16 protein-coding genes are annotated in these 13,801 nt (G+C 56.4%); 9 read left to right on the forward strand and 7 right to left on the reverse strand.

Going from position 1 to position 13,801, the window contains the following annotated elements; translation table 11 throughout:
- Positions 1-89: 89 nt before the first annotated feature.
- The 8 genes from PMI35_RS35160 (at position 90) to PMI35_RS26995 (ending at position 8,403) form a co-directional block, all read left to right on the forward strand.
- A complete protein-coding gene (locus PMI35_RS35160; protein WP_238543141.1) occupies positions 90-4,217 on the forward strand; it encodes a DUF1983 domain-containing protein in 4,128 nt (1,375 codons plus the stop codon).
- Positions 4,218-4,220: 3 nt separating this feature from the next.
- Positions 4,221-4,550 carry a hypothetical protein gene (locus tag PMI35_RS34550; RefSeq protein WP_157295557.1) on the forward strand — a complete coding sequence of 110 codons (330 nt, stop codon included), beginning with the start codon at positions 4,221-4,223 and terminating at the stop codon, positions 4,548-4,550.
- A 758-nt stretch (positions 4,551-5,308) separates the two neighbouring features.
- Positions 5,309-6,241, forward strand: coding sequence for a pyocin knob domain-containing protein (locus PMI35_RS35165; protein ID WP_008055774.1), 933 nt, complete (start codon positions 5,309-5,311; stop codon positions 6,239-6,241).
- Positions 6,241-6,759, forward strand: coding sequence for a DUF4376 domain-containing protein (locus PMI35_RS0132250; protein ID WP_008055775.1), 519 nt, complete (start codon positions 6,241-6,243; stop codon positions 6,757-6,759). The genes PMI35_RS35165 and PMI35_RS0132250 overlap by 1 nt, the downstream gene beginning before the upstream one ends.
- Positions 6,756-7,157, forward strand: coding sequence for a DUF1353 domain-containing protein (locus PMI35_RS27010; protein ID WP_008055776.1), 402 nt, complete (start codon positions 6,756-6,758; stop codon positions 7,155-7,157). The genes PMI35_RS0132250 and PMI35_RS27010 overlap by 4 nt, the downstream gene beginning before the upstream one ends.
- Before the next feature lie 80 nt (positions 7,158-7,237).
- Positions 7,238-7,453: a hypothetical protein gene (locus PMI35_RS27005; protein WP_008055777.1), complete on the forward strand. Its 216-nt coding sequence runs from the start codon at positions 7,238-7,240 to the stop codon at positions 7,451-7,453.
- A 57-nt stretch (positions 7,454-7,510) separates the two neighbouring features.
- Positions 7,511-8,146: a glycoside hydrolase family 19 protein gene (locus PMI35_RS27000; protein ID WP_008055778.1), complete on the forward strand. Its 636-nt coding sequence runs from the start codon at positions 7,511-7,513 to the stop codon at positions 8,144-8,146.
- A 26-nt stretch (positions 8,147-8,172) separates the two neighbouring features.
- The gene (locus PMI35_RS26995) at positions 8,173-8,403 is read left to right on the forward strand and encodes a hypothetical protein (protein ID WP_008055779.1); all 231 of its coding nucleotides are present in this window, start codon (positions 8,173-8,175) and stop codon (positions 8,401-8,403) included.
- On the opposite strand, the gene PMI35_RS26990 is transcribed toward PMI35_RS26995, so the two are convergent.
- From PMI35_RS26990 to PMI35_RS26975, 4 genes are all read right to left on the reverse strand, one after another.
- Complete coding sequence (locus tag PMI35_RS26990; protein WP_008055786.1) at positions 8,400-9,095, reverse strand: SOS response-associated peptidase family protein; 696 nt, start codon at positions 9,093-9,095, stop codon at positions 8,400-8,402. The genes PMI35_RS26995 and PMI35_RS26990 overlap by 4 nt on opposite strands.
- A gap of 2 nt (positions 9,096-9,097) precedes the next feature.
- Positions 9,098-9,418: a hypothetical protein gene (locus PMI35_RS26985; RefSeq protein WP_008055787.1), complete on the reverse strand. Its 321-nt coding sequence runs from the start codon at positions 9,416-9,418 to the stop codon at positions 9,098-9,100.
- 320 nt (positions 9,419-9,738) lie between these two features.
- Positions 9,739-10,857, reverse strand: a complete 1,119-nt coding sequence (locus tag PMI35_RS26980; RefSeq protein ID WP_008055788.1) for a DUF4238 domain-containing protein — start codon at positions 10,855-10,857, stop codon at positions 9,739-9,741.
- 96 nt (positions 10,858-10,953) lie between these two features.
- The gene (locus PMI35_RS26975; RefSeq protein WP_008055789.1) at positions 10,954-11,235 is read right to left on the reverse strand and encodes a hypothetical protein; all 282 of its coding nucleotides are present in this window, start codon (positions 11,233-11,235) and stop codon (positions 10,954-10,956) included.
- 345 nt (positions 11,236-11,580) lie between these two features.
- Between PMI35_RS26975 and rz1 the strand changes: the two genes are divergently transcribed.
- Positions 11,581-11,751 carry a lysis system o-spanin lipoprotein Rz1 gene (gene rz1, locus PMI35_RS35815; protein WP_162831840.1) on the forward strand — a complete coding sequence of 57 codons (171 nt, stop codon included), beginning with the start codon at positions 11,581-11,583 and terminating at the stop codon, positions 11,749-11,751.
- On the opposite strand, the gene PMI35_RS33600 is transcribed toward rz1, so the two are convergent.
- The 3 genes from PMI35_RS33600 to PMI35_RS35170 form a co-directional block, all read right to left on the reverse strand.
- On the reverse strand, positions 11,728-12,606 hold the full coding sequence (locus PMI35_RS33600; RefSeq protein ID WP_008055790.1) for a sterol desaturase family protein: 879 nt from the start codon (positions 12,604-12,606) through the stop codon (positions 11,728-11,730). The two genes, rz1 and PMI35_RS33600, sit on opposite strands and share 24 nt — an antisense overlap.
- Before the next feature lie 371 nt (positions 12,607-12,977).
- Entirely contained in the window at positions 12,978-13,400 is a 423-nt protein-coding gene (locus PMI35_RS26970) for a hypothetical protein (protein ID WP_008055791.1), read from the reverse strand.
- Between the two features lie 70 nt (positions 13,401-13,470).
- Complete coding sequence (locus PMI35_RS35170) at positions 13,471-13,800, reverse strand: hypothetical protein (protein ID WP_238543142.1); 330 nt, start codon at positions 13,798-13,800, stop codon at positions 13,471-13,473.
- Position 13,801 lies beyond the last annotated feature (1 nt).

Genomic DNA, 13,801 nt, shown 5'->3' on the forward strand with positions numbered 1-13,801 from the left:
CGCCGAAGCGCTGGACCGGCTCGGCCTGGGTGGCAGTGACCGACAAGGTAGCGACTGATGCGGCGGCAGCGGCAGCCAACGCCTTGTCAGTGGCCAACACCAAGGCCGATGCGTCGGCAGTCAACAGCCTGACCAGTCGTGTGGAAGCGGCCGAAGGCACGATCAGCAGTCAGGGCAGCTCGATCACCGGGCTGAATAACAGTCTGACCACCACCAACACCAACGTGACCGCCGCGCAAAACGCGGCGAACGCGGCGAACACCTTGGCCGGCGGCAAGGGCAAGGTACTGGTGCAGACGGCGGCGCCGGCAGTGGCCGATCAACTGGCGCAAAACCTGTGGATCGACATCACCGGCGGGGCCAACACACCGAAGCGCTGGACCGGCTCGACGTGGGCGGCGGTGACCGATAAGGTGGCGACCGATGCGGCGGCAGCGGCAGCCAACGCCTTGTCGGTGGCCAACACCAAGGCCGATGCCTCGGCAGTCAACAGCCTGACCACTCGCGTGACGGCGGCCGAAGGGGTTATCACTTCCCAAGGAGGCTCGATCACTTCGTTGAACAACAGCATCGGCGATATCGGCAGTCAAAACCTGTTGTACAACCCTGCGTTTACCAAGACGGGCAACGTTGTCGGGTTGGCTGATGGTTGGGATAAGAACGAGCCGGGCACAATCGGCGCTTCGACGGGTGTTTACTCCCTGGTACCGTCGTGGATCAACGCCTCAGAGAGCGCGCAACGAATTGACGTGACAGGGATTAATGAATCCAGCCTGTACCGTTCAATCATTCCAAGCACTGCTGTGCGTCCAACTGCACAAGCGGGCGCCTCCGTTGCTTTGTCCGTGTACTTCCGTGCTACAGCGGGGCTGCAGGCTCGGCTGTACTTGCAGGCTGTTGACTCCGTCGGTGCGGTACTCGCTGGCCCATCCACGGGATTTTTCGTGGCGACTGGCGGGACGCAACGAGCCACGCTGCTGTTTGCCAATCTGCCTGCAGGCACAGTGAAGGTTTTGCCCTTCCTGCGCGTGTTCGGCAGCAGCGGCGTTACTGCCGGCTTTGTGGAGTTCACCCGCGCTCAAATTGAAACCGGATCGGTAGTGTCGGGATGGAGGGACAGCGCGCTAACGCTCGCATCCGAACAGGCCGCCACGTCCGCTGCACTCAGCACCTTGACCAGCACCGTGACTCAACAAGGCACCACCCTGACCAGTCAGGGCGCCTCGCTCACTTCGCTGAACAACAGCCTGATCACCACCAACACCAACGTGACCGCTGCGCAAAACGCGGCGTACGCGGCGAACACCTTGGCCGGCGGCAAGGGCAAGGTGCTGGTGCAGACGGCGGCACCGGCGGCGGCCGATCAACTGGCGCAGAACCTGTGGATCGACATCACCGGCGGCGCGAACACGCCGAAGCGCTGGACCGGCTCCGCTTGGGCAGCGGTCACGGACAAGGTGGCCACGGACGCTGCAGCGGCAGCAGCCAACGCACTGTCGGTGGCCAACACCAAGGCGGACGCTTCGGCAGTTACCAGCCTGGCCAGCCGTGTGACGGCGGCGGAAGGGACGATCACAAGCCAGGGCAGCTCGATCACCTCGCTGACCAACAACATCAGCACCACGGGCGGGCAAAACCTGCTGTACAACCCTTCTTTCGAGAGAGTGGGGCCTACGGCCGGGCTTGCAGAAGGCTGGAGGCTTGGCGTTCCCTCCGGTGTTACCGCAGCCCCCTCGTTAGTGACCTCAGATGTTGATCCGCAGGGGTTTTCTCAGCGTATCGCGCTGACGGGGCTGAGTTCTGGCGCCACTAACTACTGCGACCTCGGTATTACCGGCAACGTGACTGGTGGGTTCAACCCGAAGATCCTCCCAAGCGTGGCACCTGGGCAGATGGTGACGATGTCGGCGTGGGTGAAAGCCACGGCAGGCCTGATCGTCCAACTGTTCTTCCAGTTCAAGAACGCAGCGCAAGCAACCCTGCTCACTGACGGCCCAACCTCCGTCGTTGCTACAGGGGCCTGGCAGCGCGTGGTTCGTGTCGCGACTGCGGCTGCGCCTGCAGATACCGTGGCCACTGACCTGCTGTTCCGCATCCGCGGAGCTTCCGCTTCCCTGGTCAGCGGTGACGTTGAGTGGGATCAGGCTCAACTGGAAGTGGGCAGCGTTGCGACTGGATGGAAAGACAGTGCGTTTGTACTTACTTCTGACCAGGCGGCGACCTCCGCTGCACTCAGCACCTTGACCAGCACCGTGACTCAACAGGGCACAACCCTGACCAGTCAGGGCGCCTCGCTCACCTCGCTGAACAACAGCCTGACCACCACCAACACCAACGTGACTGCTGCGCAGACGGCAGCGAACGCGGCGAACACCCTGGCCGGTGGCAAGGGCAAGGTGCTGGTGCAGGCGGCGGCGCCGTCTGCAGCCGATCAACTGGCGCAGAATCTGTGGATCGACATCACCGGCGGGGCGAACACGCCGAAGCGCTGGACGGGCTCGGCCTGGGCGGCAGTCACCGACAAGGTGGCAACCGATGCGGCGGCAGCGGCAGCCAACGCCTTGTCGGTGGCCAATACCAAGGCTGACGCAGCGGCTGTAACCGGCCTGACCAGTCGTGTGACGGCGGCGGAAGGGACGATCAGCAGCCAGAGTTCGTCGATTACCAGCCTGACCAACAGCCTGACCAAGCTGGGCGGCGACAACCTGCTGCCTAATAGCTCGTTTGAGGAGCTCGCGCCGGGGAGTCCTAACCGACCGCGCTACTGGGTGGTCGGCGGTACAGCCCCTTCGGTGGTGTCATCTCAAGTTGATTCGCCGTTGTCGTCCAGCACAAAAGCCGTTCGGTTGGAAAAAGCCGCGGTCCTTGCCAACAGCTACATGGACCTCATCTACAGCACATCAGATGGTCTACCGCGTCCAACCGTGTTGGCGGGGCAGACCTACACGCTGAGCGTATGGGTTCGGGCATCGGTGGCGGCGCTGTTTCGTTACTCGATGTACATCCAGTTCTATAACGCGGCGGGCAATACGGTAATTGCCACGTCCACTTTGACTGAAACTGTGCTGACCGATACTTACCAGCGCCTTACCCTGTCTGGTGTCTGTCCTGTCGGCGCAACGCAGGCGCACATTTACGGCGGACGATTGTTTAACCGCTCGGGGGCGGCGGCAGACATGTGGTTGGAAGTTGACAACGTCCAATTTCAGGAAGGCGCTGTCGCCACGGCGTACTCACCGTCCATCAAACAAGGTAGTGACGCGCAGAGCGCTGCCACTGCGGCGCTCACGTCGACAGTGGCTCAGCAAGGCACAGCGCTGACCAGTCAGGGCAACAGCCTCACGCAACTGGAAAACCGGGTAGGCGATGCCGAGGCTGCCAACAGCGGTCAGGCGACGGCGCTCAATTCGCTGGATACGCGGGTCACTTCCACGGAAGGGAAGGTCACCGCCCAGGCCACAGCGTTTCAGGCGCTTCAGGCATCGTCGCGAGACGACAATGGGGAAGGCGATCTGGCGGACGCGCTGAAAGGCTGGACGAGTACCGCAGCAATCGCTTCGGAATCCAAGGTTCGCACCTCTGAAACTGAAGCCTTTGCGCAGCGGCTCACCGGTTTTGATGCCCAGATAGGAGCGAACGCGGCCAACATCACCGAGCTGGAACAGGTGGTTGCGACCAATGAGTCAGCGACGGCGACGAAGATTGACCAGCTGTTTGTAACGGCAGGGCAAAACACGGCTGCCATCCAGCAGACGTCGACAGCCTATGCCGACACTGCCGGAAAGCTCAATGTGATGTGGTCGGTGAAGATGCAGGTCACTGCCGACGGCAAGTATGTTGCCGCGGGCGCCGGGTTGGGCATCGAGAACACCGGTGCCGGACTGCAAAGCCAGTTCCTGGTCGCCGCAGATCGGTTTGCCGTCGTCAACAGCATGGCCGGCGGTGCCCTCTCGGTTCCGTTTGCGGTGCAGGGCGGCCAGGTGTTCATGAACTCGGCGTTCATTCAGGACGGCACCATCACCAATGCCAAGATCGGCAGCTACATCAGCTCCACCAACTATATCGCCGGCCAGCAAGGCTGGGTTCTCTATAAAGACGGAACGCTAGAGATCAACGGCATTGTCCCGGGCCAAGGGCGGCTGGTGATCAACTCGCAGAACGTCTCGGTCTACGACGCCAACAATGTGTTGCGTGTCCGGCTTGGCTATCTGGGGTAGAAAATGGCGTATGGACTGAGAACTTGGAGTGCCAATGGCACTCCTGAACTCGACACTGAAAACTTCACGTATCAAGTTATTCACAATGGACTGTATCAACTGGCGGTGAATCAGGTTCTAACAATCCCCATTGCGGGGTTTAGTCCTTCTACCTGCGCTGCTGCCATTCTTCCAACACAAGCCGCTTCGGCGGAAAACAGTTTGAACGCCATGCCTTATGAGTCAGTGGCAGAAGGGGTTGTAACGATTCGATCGCGCAACCCTTCCGAGCCAAGCGCCTCCATTGGTTCGGCTATTCAGTTTCGACTGTTGGTGATGAGGTTTAAAAATTGAGCTTTGGGCTAATGGCAATCAATGGGAGTAATTATGTCCAAATTGACTCTGAAACTCCAAGGCTGTGCGCTCTTTACAATGGAACATATCAGGCCACCGGCGACCACTACGCTAGAGTCACGTTCCCGTCACCCATTACGACGAGCGAGCCTCCGTGTATTTTTATCAGGAATGACCCATCCAGACCGGATGATATTTACTGGCAAACCACAATCGAGGGTGGTCCTGGTAACTGGACAGGCTTCAACATACAGGCGGCTAACGTTACTTGGCGGCCATTGGGTAAGTGGTTTGCGGCGGTGTTCGCATCACTGGCTAAGAGCTCCTACGGCTTGCGGTTGTGGGCCGCAGACGGTTCGCTCTGTTACGACTCGGGTGCCGTTCCCGTTATCGTCACCAAAGCCAACCACTCTTGGACTTATCAGGGGAGTGTTCCGATGACGATTGGCTCGCAGTTCTATTACAGAAATGAACTGGTAGCTGCTCTCGCGTCTGATGAATACTTCATGATCAACCCCTTTTCGCGTGGCGTACTTAGACCGCAGAACGCCGGGTGGCTCAACTTAGGCGTCAGATTTAACTACTCAGAAAACAGGCTGCAGACGTATGTCGTGGCTGCGGGAGCGGGGCCTTGGACGGATAACGGGCAGCCCGCCGCGATCTTTGCTCGACTCCCGGGCACTTAGTTACTAGGCGATATGACGCCGGCATTCCTCTGCGCCAAATTACTGGCCTGAACACTTTCTGGAGATATTCAATTGCCCTGGTATAAATCGGGAACGGTCTCTGTCACCCAAAATTCCAATTCCGTCATTGGCGCGGGCACTGCGTTTATTGCCAATGCCCGTGTCGGTGATGCCTTCCGCGGCCCTGACGGCGGCTGGTATGAAATCACCAACATTGCCAGCGACACGGCCTTGTCGATCTCGCCGAACTATCAGGGGGCGACCACCGCAGCGGGCGTCTATGCACTGGCACCGATGCAGGGCTACGTCAAAGACTCGGCCGATACTCTGCGGGCATTAGTGAACCAGTTCGGCGCCAAGATGGCCGCCCTGGGGACCACCGGCAACTACGACATCTTGCCCCTTACCAAGGGCGGGACGGGTGGCACCGATGCGGCGAGCGCGAGAGTGGGGCTCGGGCTGGGCAATGGCGCTATGCGCGCCGTGCAGACATCGAGTCATGACGCTACAGCAGGGGCTCTGTTGATGCCCGGAGCATTTGGCTGGGGTATGACGGGCACTACATTACTAACCATTTCCGATGCCAATGGTGTTAGACCTTCTGGCTTGTACTACATACTGAGTGGCTCAGGAAACATGCCAATTGTTGGTGATGCACTGTTGGAGGTAAAGAACCTATCTACAGTAGTGATTTACCAAACACTGACCTATTGGGGGTCGAGGCGGAAGTTCGAGCGAATCTATGTTACGAATGCGTGGAGTGTCTGGGATGAAATTATCACCACCAGTAACTTGGCTTCATCCGTTGCCTTCAATCAAGTGGGTAGTTATTCCTTCCTGAAAAACTTAACGGGCGCCGTCGTGGCCAGTGGAGCAGTAGTGGCTGGCTCAAGCCTAAGTTTTAGTGATACCGCTAACTCTGCTTGGGGTGCGCCCACAGGTGCTTGGAGGGCCATGAGCGCCACCGCAAACAACCAAGCAACGTTGTTTATGAGAGTTTCCTAATGAATATTAAAAACCCTCGTTACAACCAGCGCGGCACCATCGATTGCGAAGTAGAGCACGAGGCCCTGGGCTGGATTCCTTTTACTGCCTCGCCAGACGATGACAATGAGTTCGGTCGTGAGCTGTATGCCTCTCTCATCTCGGGTACGCACGGCGCTATCGGCCTTTACGCGCAAGCGCCATTGACGCCGGAACAGCAAGTGGCGCGCATTGCGGAACGGCGTTACGAAGTTGAAACGTCGGGCATCACCGTTGACGGCATGGCCATCAATACCGACGACCGCGCCAAGACCTTGATCAATGGCTCCGCGATTAAGGCCATGCGTAACCCGGCCTACACCTTGCGCTGGAAAACCCCGGAAGGATTCGTTGACCTGCCGTCTGCCCAGGTATTGGTGATGGCAGAGGCGGTCGCGGACTTTGTCCAGGGCTGCTTCGATCGTGAAGCTGACCTGCTGGCAGCGGTGGGCGATGGCACCTTCACTGCCGCCATGCTGAAAGAGGGTTGGCCGGTATGAGCCGTTTCACCACCACCCTGAAAACGGAACAGATCGGCAAGTGGACGCACATTCTCCTTGATGAATTGGTGCTGGCCGATGAGAGCCAGCGCGTCATCACGGTACCGGCCGGCTTCGCCACGGATTTCGCCAGTATCAAGGTGCTGCACAATGCCTTCCTGTTCGCGCTATTCGCCCTGGTGTCCGGCTACGGCAACTACGCGGCAACGGTGCATGACTGGCTGTACGCAACCGGTGCCGTCAGCCGTAAGCAAGCTGACGCAATTTTCTACCGTGCCCTGCGCGCTGAAGGGGTGGCGCGCTGGCGAGCCTGGCTGTTCTGGGTCGGCGTTCGAATAGGTGGCGCTGGGCGATACAGCAAGGCGCTCAGGCCCGCCAACTCCCCGCAGCAGCCGTGATGGTCTGATCTGTACACAACCCAGTCCCCGCCATCGAGCGGGTTTCTTTTTGCCCAAAATCTGCAAACCGGAGATTCACCATGTCCTTTATCGTCATCAACACCAGCAACAACTTCGACCCGATCCATCACGAAGTCTTCGCCACGGCCGAAGAGGCGGACGTCCAGGCGCGCGCCATTGTCACCGCACAACCACAGGCCGTGGTCCGCACGGCGCAGCTGATCAATGCCTACAGCGGCCAGGTGATCATTACGGCAGAGCCGGTGCCGGAAGTGGTCACTGATCCTGCCAGCTGACTGCACACACTTCCCTGTGCCCGCCAAGCGCGGGCTTTTTTTCGCCTGGAGAAAAGTATGCCGATCACTCAGCAACAACTGCTGCAGATCCTCCCGAACGCTGGCCCAGTTGCCGGCGTTTTTGTGTCTGCGCTGAATGATGCGATGGACCGTTTCAAAATTACCGGCCTGCTGCGCGTGGCCGCGTTCCTGGCTCAGATAGGGCATGAGTCCGGCCAACTGCGCGCCCTGGTCGAGAACCTGAATTACAGCGCCGACGGCTTAATCAGGACCTGGCCGAAGCGGTTCAACCTGGCGACCGCAACCAGTGTCGCGCGCAAGCCCGAGCAGATCGCGAACATCGTCTATGCCTCGCGCCTGGGCAATGGGCCCGCTGTAACCGGTGACGGCTGGCGGTACCGGGGCAGGGGGCTTATTCAGGTCACCGGTTGGGTCAACTATCAGGCATGCGGCTCAGCCCTGGGCCTGGACCTGCTGACCAAACCTGAACTGCTGGAGCAGCCGGCGTATGCTGCGCTGTCAGCCGCCTGGTTCTGGTCGAGCAACGGCCTGAATGAGTTGGCGGATGCTGGCCAGTTCGAAGCAATCACTCGACGCATCAATGGCGGGCTCAATGGGCAGGCGGACCGGCTGAAGCTGTGGACGAAGGCGACGGCGGTGCTGTCGGCCGAGACGTATGCCGCTATCCTGTAGGCGATTGTTCAAATAAAGGTGGCGGAATGGAAGGTGTAGAGCTGAGCCCAAAGATCGAGCGCGAGGCGGACAAGCTTCTAGCGCAGATCGCCCAGGCGGATTCGATGATTGTCGCGGCGAAAGCAGGTGCACGCGCTGAGGGGTTTGTGCTCGGCTTGGAATCGGTCCGAGCTTTGAGTGAGGCAACTATCGATCGGCTCTATGTCATCTTCGACTCGGCGACTGAAGAGCGGTTGAGATCGCTGGCCGCGACTTAGAACAAGCCGGTTTCCTCGGCTGGCTTGATCAATTCGGGCCCCTGATTGCGCACGTTGCCAATCGCACGGTCCACCTTGAACCACTCGAATGCCTCGGTTGGTTCGCCCTGGTGCATCACCATCTGTTCGGCGCGCTCCTTTGGTGTGGCCGGGTCGAGCCATTCGCGGGCCAGTTCAGGCGATAGCGTCACGGGCCGTCGGTCGTGAATATCGACCATCCCGCCAGCGCTGTCGGCGGTGATGATGACGAAGCCATCGTGTTCGCTAGGCTCATGCTCGGCATTCGGGTATTGGCCGATCGCAGCGCACAGGATTGGCGCCCGGTCCCGCCGGCGGATGAGGTAGGGCTGCTTCTTCGGTCCGCCTTCATCCACCCATTCAAACCAGTTGTTGATCGCGATGATTGCCCGGTGCGGCCAGATCGCGCGAAAGAAGGGGCCGTGGGCGACCTTTTCTACCCGAGCATTGATCGGTGCTGCGCGGTCCTTGGCCCAATGCGGGCGCCATCCCCAGCGAACCATGTCGGCGTGCAGGTATTCACCTTCCTGGTGAAAGATGGCGAGCTGGGTTGTCGGGGCGGCGTTGTACCGCTCGAACGGCCGGTCACCGGTGCTGTTGACCAGAGGGTTGGGCATGCTGAGAGCCGCGACGAAGTCGTGGATGCCATCGTATTGGGAAAGTCGTCCGCACATGTTCAGCCTCTCTGATTGCCCGCTTGCAACACGCGAATGATCCGTTCTTTTTGATCCAGGACCAATGTCAGGCTCCGGATCTGGGCAAGCTGATCGGTGGTTTCCGCCTCCAGGTTCGCCATCCATGCTTGCTTCTTTTGGAGTTCGGTCGAGAGCTGGTCGTTCATTTCCACCAGGGTGGAAATGTTTTCCTTTGCTGCCTGCAGCTGACGCTTCAGATTCTGGACGTCTTCCTCGAGCATGCTTGCGTAATGCTTGACGGTTTCCAGCCTGGTCGGACTACCGAGCCATTCGCTGGTGTCCTCGATTTCGTAGGGGTCCACGTTCGCGCCTTACGGATACTGTTTGTATGTACAGTAAACGAGGCCGGGTGCGTTGGCGAATGCTGGCGACGGAATGCAAGGCTGCTCTGAGAGCTGACCGAAACTCAGAGGCAAGCCAGCGTCGGGCAGTGCCTTCTGGCATCGATTTCCTTGAGGGCAAATCTTTCGAGGGTAGTCGTGTGATGCGGTGAGTTACGCGGGGTTTGACGGCAACTGGACGGAGGCTTAGACCGCCGCCGGCGAACAGAGGAAGATGTGGAGAGTGGCGGCAGCCTATTGTCACCGAGGCCGAGTTCACCGCTATTTGTATAAGCAAGCGACTACCCCTGAGAAGCAATGAACTCAAAGAAGTTTTGAGTGTTACCCTTTTCTAAGCTTTTCTCATATAGTTGATCCCATACCACCAGGTCGGGGTCTCGGCATAGCTCAACAGTGGTAATAAAGTTATTATCTGCGGTCGCTCTAAGAAGGTTCGCGGTTTTATGCTCTCTAACGAAGTTGAGTTTGAGTCCAGTTCTTGGGCGGATTCGTTTGCTTATCAGTAAATCCGAATATGCCTCGCCGTCTCTAAATGTTTGGTGCGTTTCAATAGTGGAATTATTTATGAGTTTGTGCCGTATTCCGCGACCTATTACTTTTAGATTGATTTTGTCGCTCGTCAGAAAGTAAATGTTTTCATCGGCGTTAGCGAGAATTAAAGAGTTTATCTGGTCCATATCAGACTGTTCTGTGATTTGTACAGGGTCTAGATTATTAAGGCCGACTTTGTAAATTTTGCTGTCGTAAAATAGTAGTAGACGCTCTGGAGAAATGGGCAGGAAAATCTGAAGGCCCTTGCATGCGAGGCCCAGTCCCTGATAGTTGCTTATCTCTAAAGCCTGGTTATAGAAAATTGCAGGGTTGTCAGATGTTATAAATTCGCATCCTTCTTTGGCCAATAGAAGTTTGCATGACAAATCCAGGCCGAAGTGTAGCGAGCGGCTAGCAGACTGAGTGGCTAATATAGCTGGATTGGTGAGTCCGATATCCACGTTCTCAAGGATTCCCCCGCTGAATCGTGGATCGTATGAAAGTGTTTTCTTTGCCGTATTTGAAAACATTTCGTTTAGCGCGCGAGCAGCATAGATTGTTCGATGGTGTTGGAATATTGCGAAGGTTATTAAGTGGGCGAACTCGATGTTGCCTGGAGTCGGCGTTCTAGGGGGGGAGCTGATGTTCCTAAACGCATTGGCGGCAGCTCCCTCAATTAAGCCTAGGCCCTTTTCGATAGAGAGATCTTCCTTTCCGTATAGGTACTCACGGCGACACTGAGTTTTTAGCTTTGCGTTGAAAATTGTTCTTTGATTCGAGAGGTTGTGCAGATGAATTGTTTTTTTATTGCTGGAGAAGTTTTTTAAGTAAGAAAATGGTACAAAATGTTGTTCTTTGTTATGGGGCATGTTTTCGTTGTCGCTAAGTGAGATGGCTAATCTTAAAGACCTTACGAGGGGGCCACCTGCGGGCGCAGGAGGATTCCCTGTTTATCGTCGTAGAAATCAATAAGGCTTCAGATCGTAAAGATAGCTGGAAATGTATTCGGCACGCTGCGCGAACTCTTCGATAGCGCCTTTAAATGCCTTCTCATCACCCGGGCAGGATTCCTCTAGGCAGAGCGCGATTGCCTGCCGAAAGTCGTCCGTGCTGATGTTTACGTCCAGCTCCTCGAATGCGGAGTGAAGGGCCCGGTGATATCGCTCGTCGTCCATGGGATGGCCTGTATGCCATGTGTCCACTCTTAGCCACGGCTTAAGCAGGAATTTCAGCTTTTCAATATCCATATTTGCCTCAACGTTAAATCAACCGAGGATGGTGGGAAGCCCGTACCAATTTTTGTACCACTGACCGTGTAAAGCAGGTTAAAACTGGGTAGTCCAAAGTAAGGAAGTGCCCGGATTCATTGGCCCTGAGTACTTTGCCTTACCCTTTTAGAATCGCGGTGTAATTCTGCTCGTGCCGATTGTCGCTTTGGCGGCATCATCACTGCAAGTGTCATCGTGATGAACTCGTCATTCTTGTCGATGGTGTCCAGGGCACCGCGCACATTGCCGACTAGCTCGGTGGGGGCCATAAATCCCCCCGCGTGGCGGCTTGCCGGTTGGCTGTCCCATGTCGCGCTGCTGACTATGCTCGCGGGCTGGGCATCGTGGGAAGTTGTCGTGCCAGTGGCGGGGCCGTGTCCGGTACCACATGCGTCGCAGGCATGGGCGATGCAGGTCCCGTCGAACTCTCTGCGGCTGTTGGATCAACTGTTTTCGACATCCGCGCAGGCATCATCGCTGACTAAGCAGCTCTAAGGGCTCTGCAGAAGCATGTGCGTGAGGTGTGTCTGAGATAGATGTTTCTTTATTGCGCCAAGATAAAAAGGCTTGTTTGAACGAATTTTGTGGAGATATATCATTCAGAAGGCCAGTTTCTACCCACTCTTCTTTTTTCGGTAGTCGTAATGTCCCGAATAGCAGGTCGAAAATTGGAAAAAAAGCAGCATAATTTGAATTGTGATGCTGAGTTTCCTTCCCGTGATGCAACCTATGCCACTGCGGGCCTGAAATTACCCGGGTGAGCGGGCCTAATGAGAAGCGGATATTCGCATGATTGAAATAGCCCCAGCCACTGAATAATATCAACGAGCCAAAATATGGAAGCATGTTTCCTCCACATATTATTGATGTGGGTATATGCGCAAGGAAATAGCCGATGAGCGCACCTCCCACACTTTGGCGTAGAGAGGTTGAGGCATTCATGTCCGCATCGCTGTGATGCACGCGATGAAATGCCCACAAGGCACCGTATTTATGCTCAAGTCGATGAGTCCAATACTGGAAGAAGTCCCAAATGAATGCATAGATGAGAGTTGCAAGGATGCCACCGACTATACCTTTTGATTGCCAATCTGGCACCATTCGGTCAAGCAGTGAAATGCTTGGCAAGAGTTGCGCGCATTGATTCAATAAGGGAGCTGAAAATGTTAAGCCGATTAGCAATAAAAAGTAGACTTTGACATTGTGCCACCTTCCGCGTGCGCCTGGGTCGGCTACGGCTGGCTTCCACCATTCAATCAACCAAACGACGCCCGTAATCAGTACTGCGACCAGCCCTGCTTTGGCGTTACCTTGGAACACCAGGATCATGTACTGCAAGAAATCGTTCATTGCCGCCCCATTTTTTGTGCGCGAGTCTACAGAGACCCAGCTTGTCGGGTCCAATGCAAAAGTCAGAGAGGTGAATCGTTGACCGGTTTGATCTTGCCGCGCTTTATGTGATGAGCGCGTGTCAGCGTGGATGTTGGGTGCTCCTCATGAAGGGCTGCGGTCACCCATTACTGCCGGTCGCGAAGGGCTCTAATCGACCGATTGTGTTGAAAAAGTCGGTTCTTCCAGACTGTCCGCATACTGAGTACTGAAAACGCATTTTTTTGCGCACTTTTTCAACAGAATCGACCCGTATCGGTCGCTGGCTAAAACGTTTGAGAACGCCTAACGTGAAGTTGAGGCTTGCTGACGGCAGTCGCCCCGACGACCGTTTAGGAGCCGCCTTCAAGCTTGCTGATTCCCCGAATGAGCCCCTGGAGGGCAAAAGACAAACTAACCTCATCCGTCGATTTAGAAAGTGCGAGGCAATTGCTGTGCTCACACATTTTTTGAGCTCTCGCGTAGGCATCTGGATAGAGGTCTTTGTTCTTCTCTAAGAACGCCAGAGCGGCCTGCGTAAACCCCATGCTGGTGTAATCCATCCCTACACCGGCAACCAGGGCAGTCGCAGCGCGCTCAACATTGTGAATCCGAGTATTTTGCTGCCAGTACCACATTGCCACGATAGAAAATCCGGCTATCGCGATCCCGTATGCGACGTGGACAAGCTTCTGAAACCGTGATTGCAAAGGAAGCAGAAGTGCAACGATCGATGCCACTGAACCCACTGCGCCTAGAAGAATCCAAAAGTCCATCCGATGCTCCTAAATTTTTGAGCAGCAGAGTGTACCTTCAGTACAACGACATTACCCGTCTGAATCGCCTCTATTTTTGTAGTGCATTGACTGACTGCTTTTGGCCGATTGTGTTGAAAAAGTCGGTCCTTCCAGACTGCCCGCATTCTGGTTGCGGAAAACGCCTTTTTTGCGCGCAGCTACGCGAAATCTGAGTTCGGAATCCTCTGCACAAAGTAAAGATTTCAATCTCAAGCGCGTACTTTTCTGCCGTGGAAACCATGGCCGACTTTTTCAACAGAATCGGTCGATATTTGCCCTTCCCGACAGGCAAAAATCGGCCAAAAAGCTGCCGGTCACGGTCTCTGCTTAAGGCCCCCCTCGTTGGGATCTCATCCGCATTATGTTTACCTCCCGGCATC

The sequence above is a fragment of the Pseudomonas sp. GM78 genome, from assembly GCF_000282475.1.
Lineage (GTDB): Bacteria > Pseudomonadota > Gammaproteobacteria > Pseudomonadales > Pseudomonadaceae > Aquipseudomonas.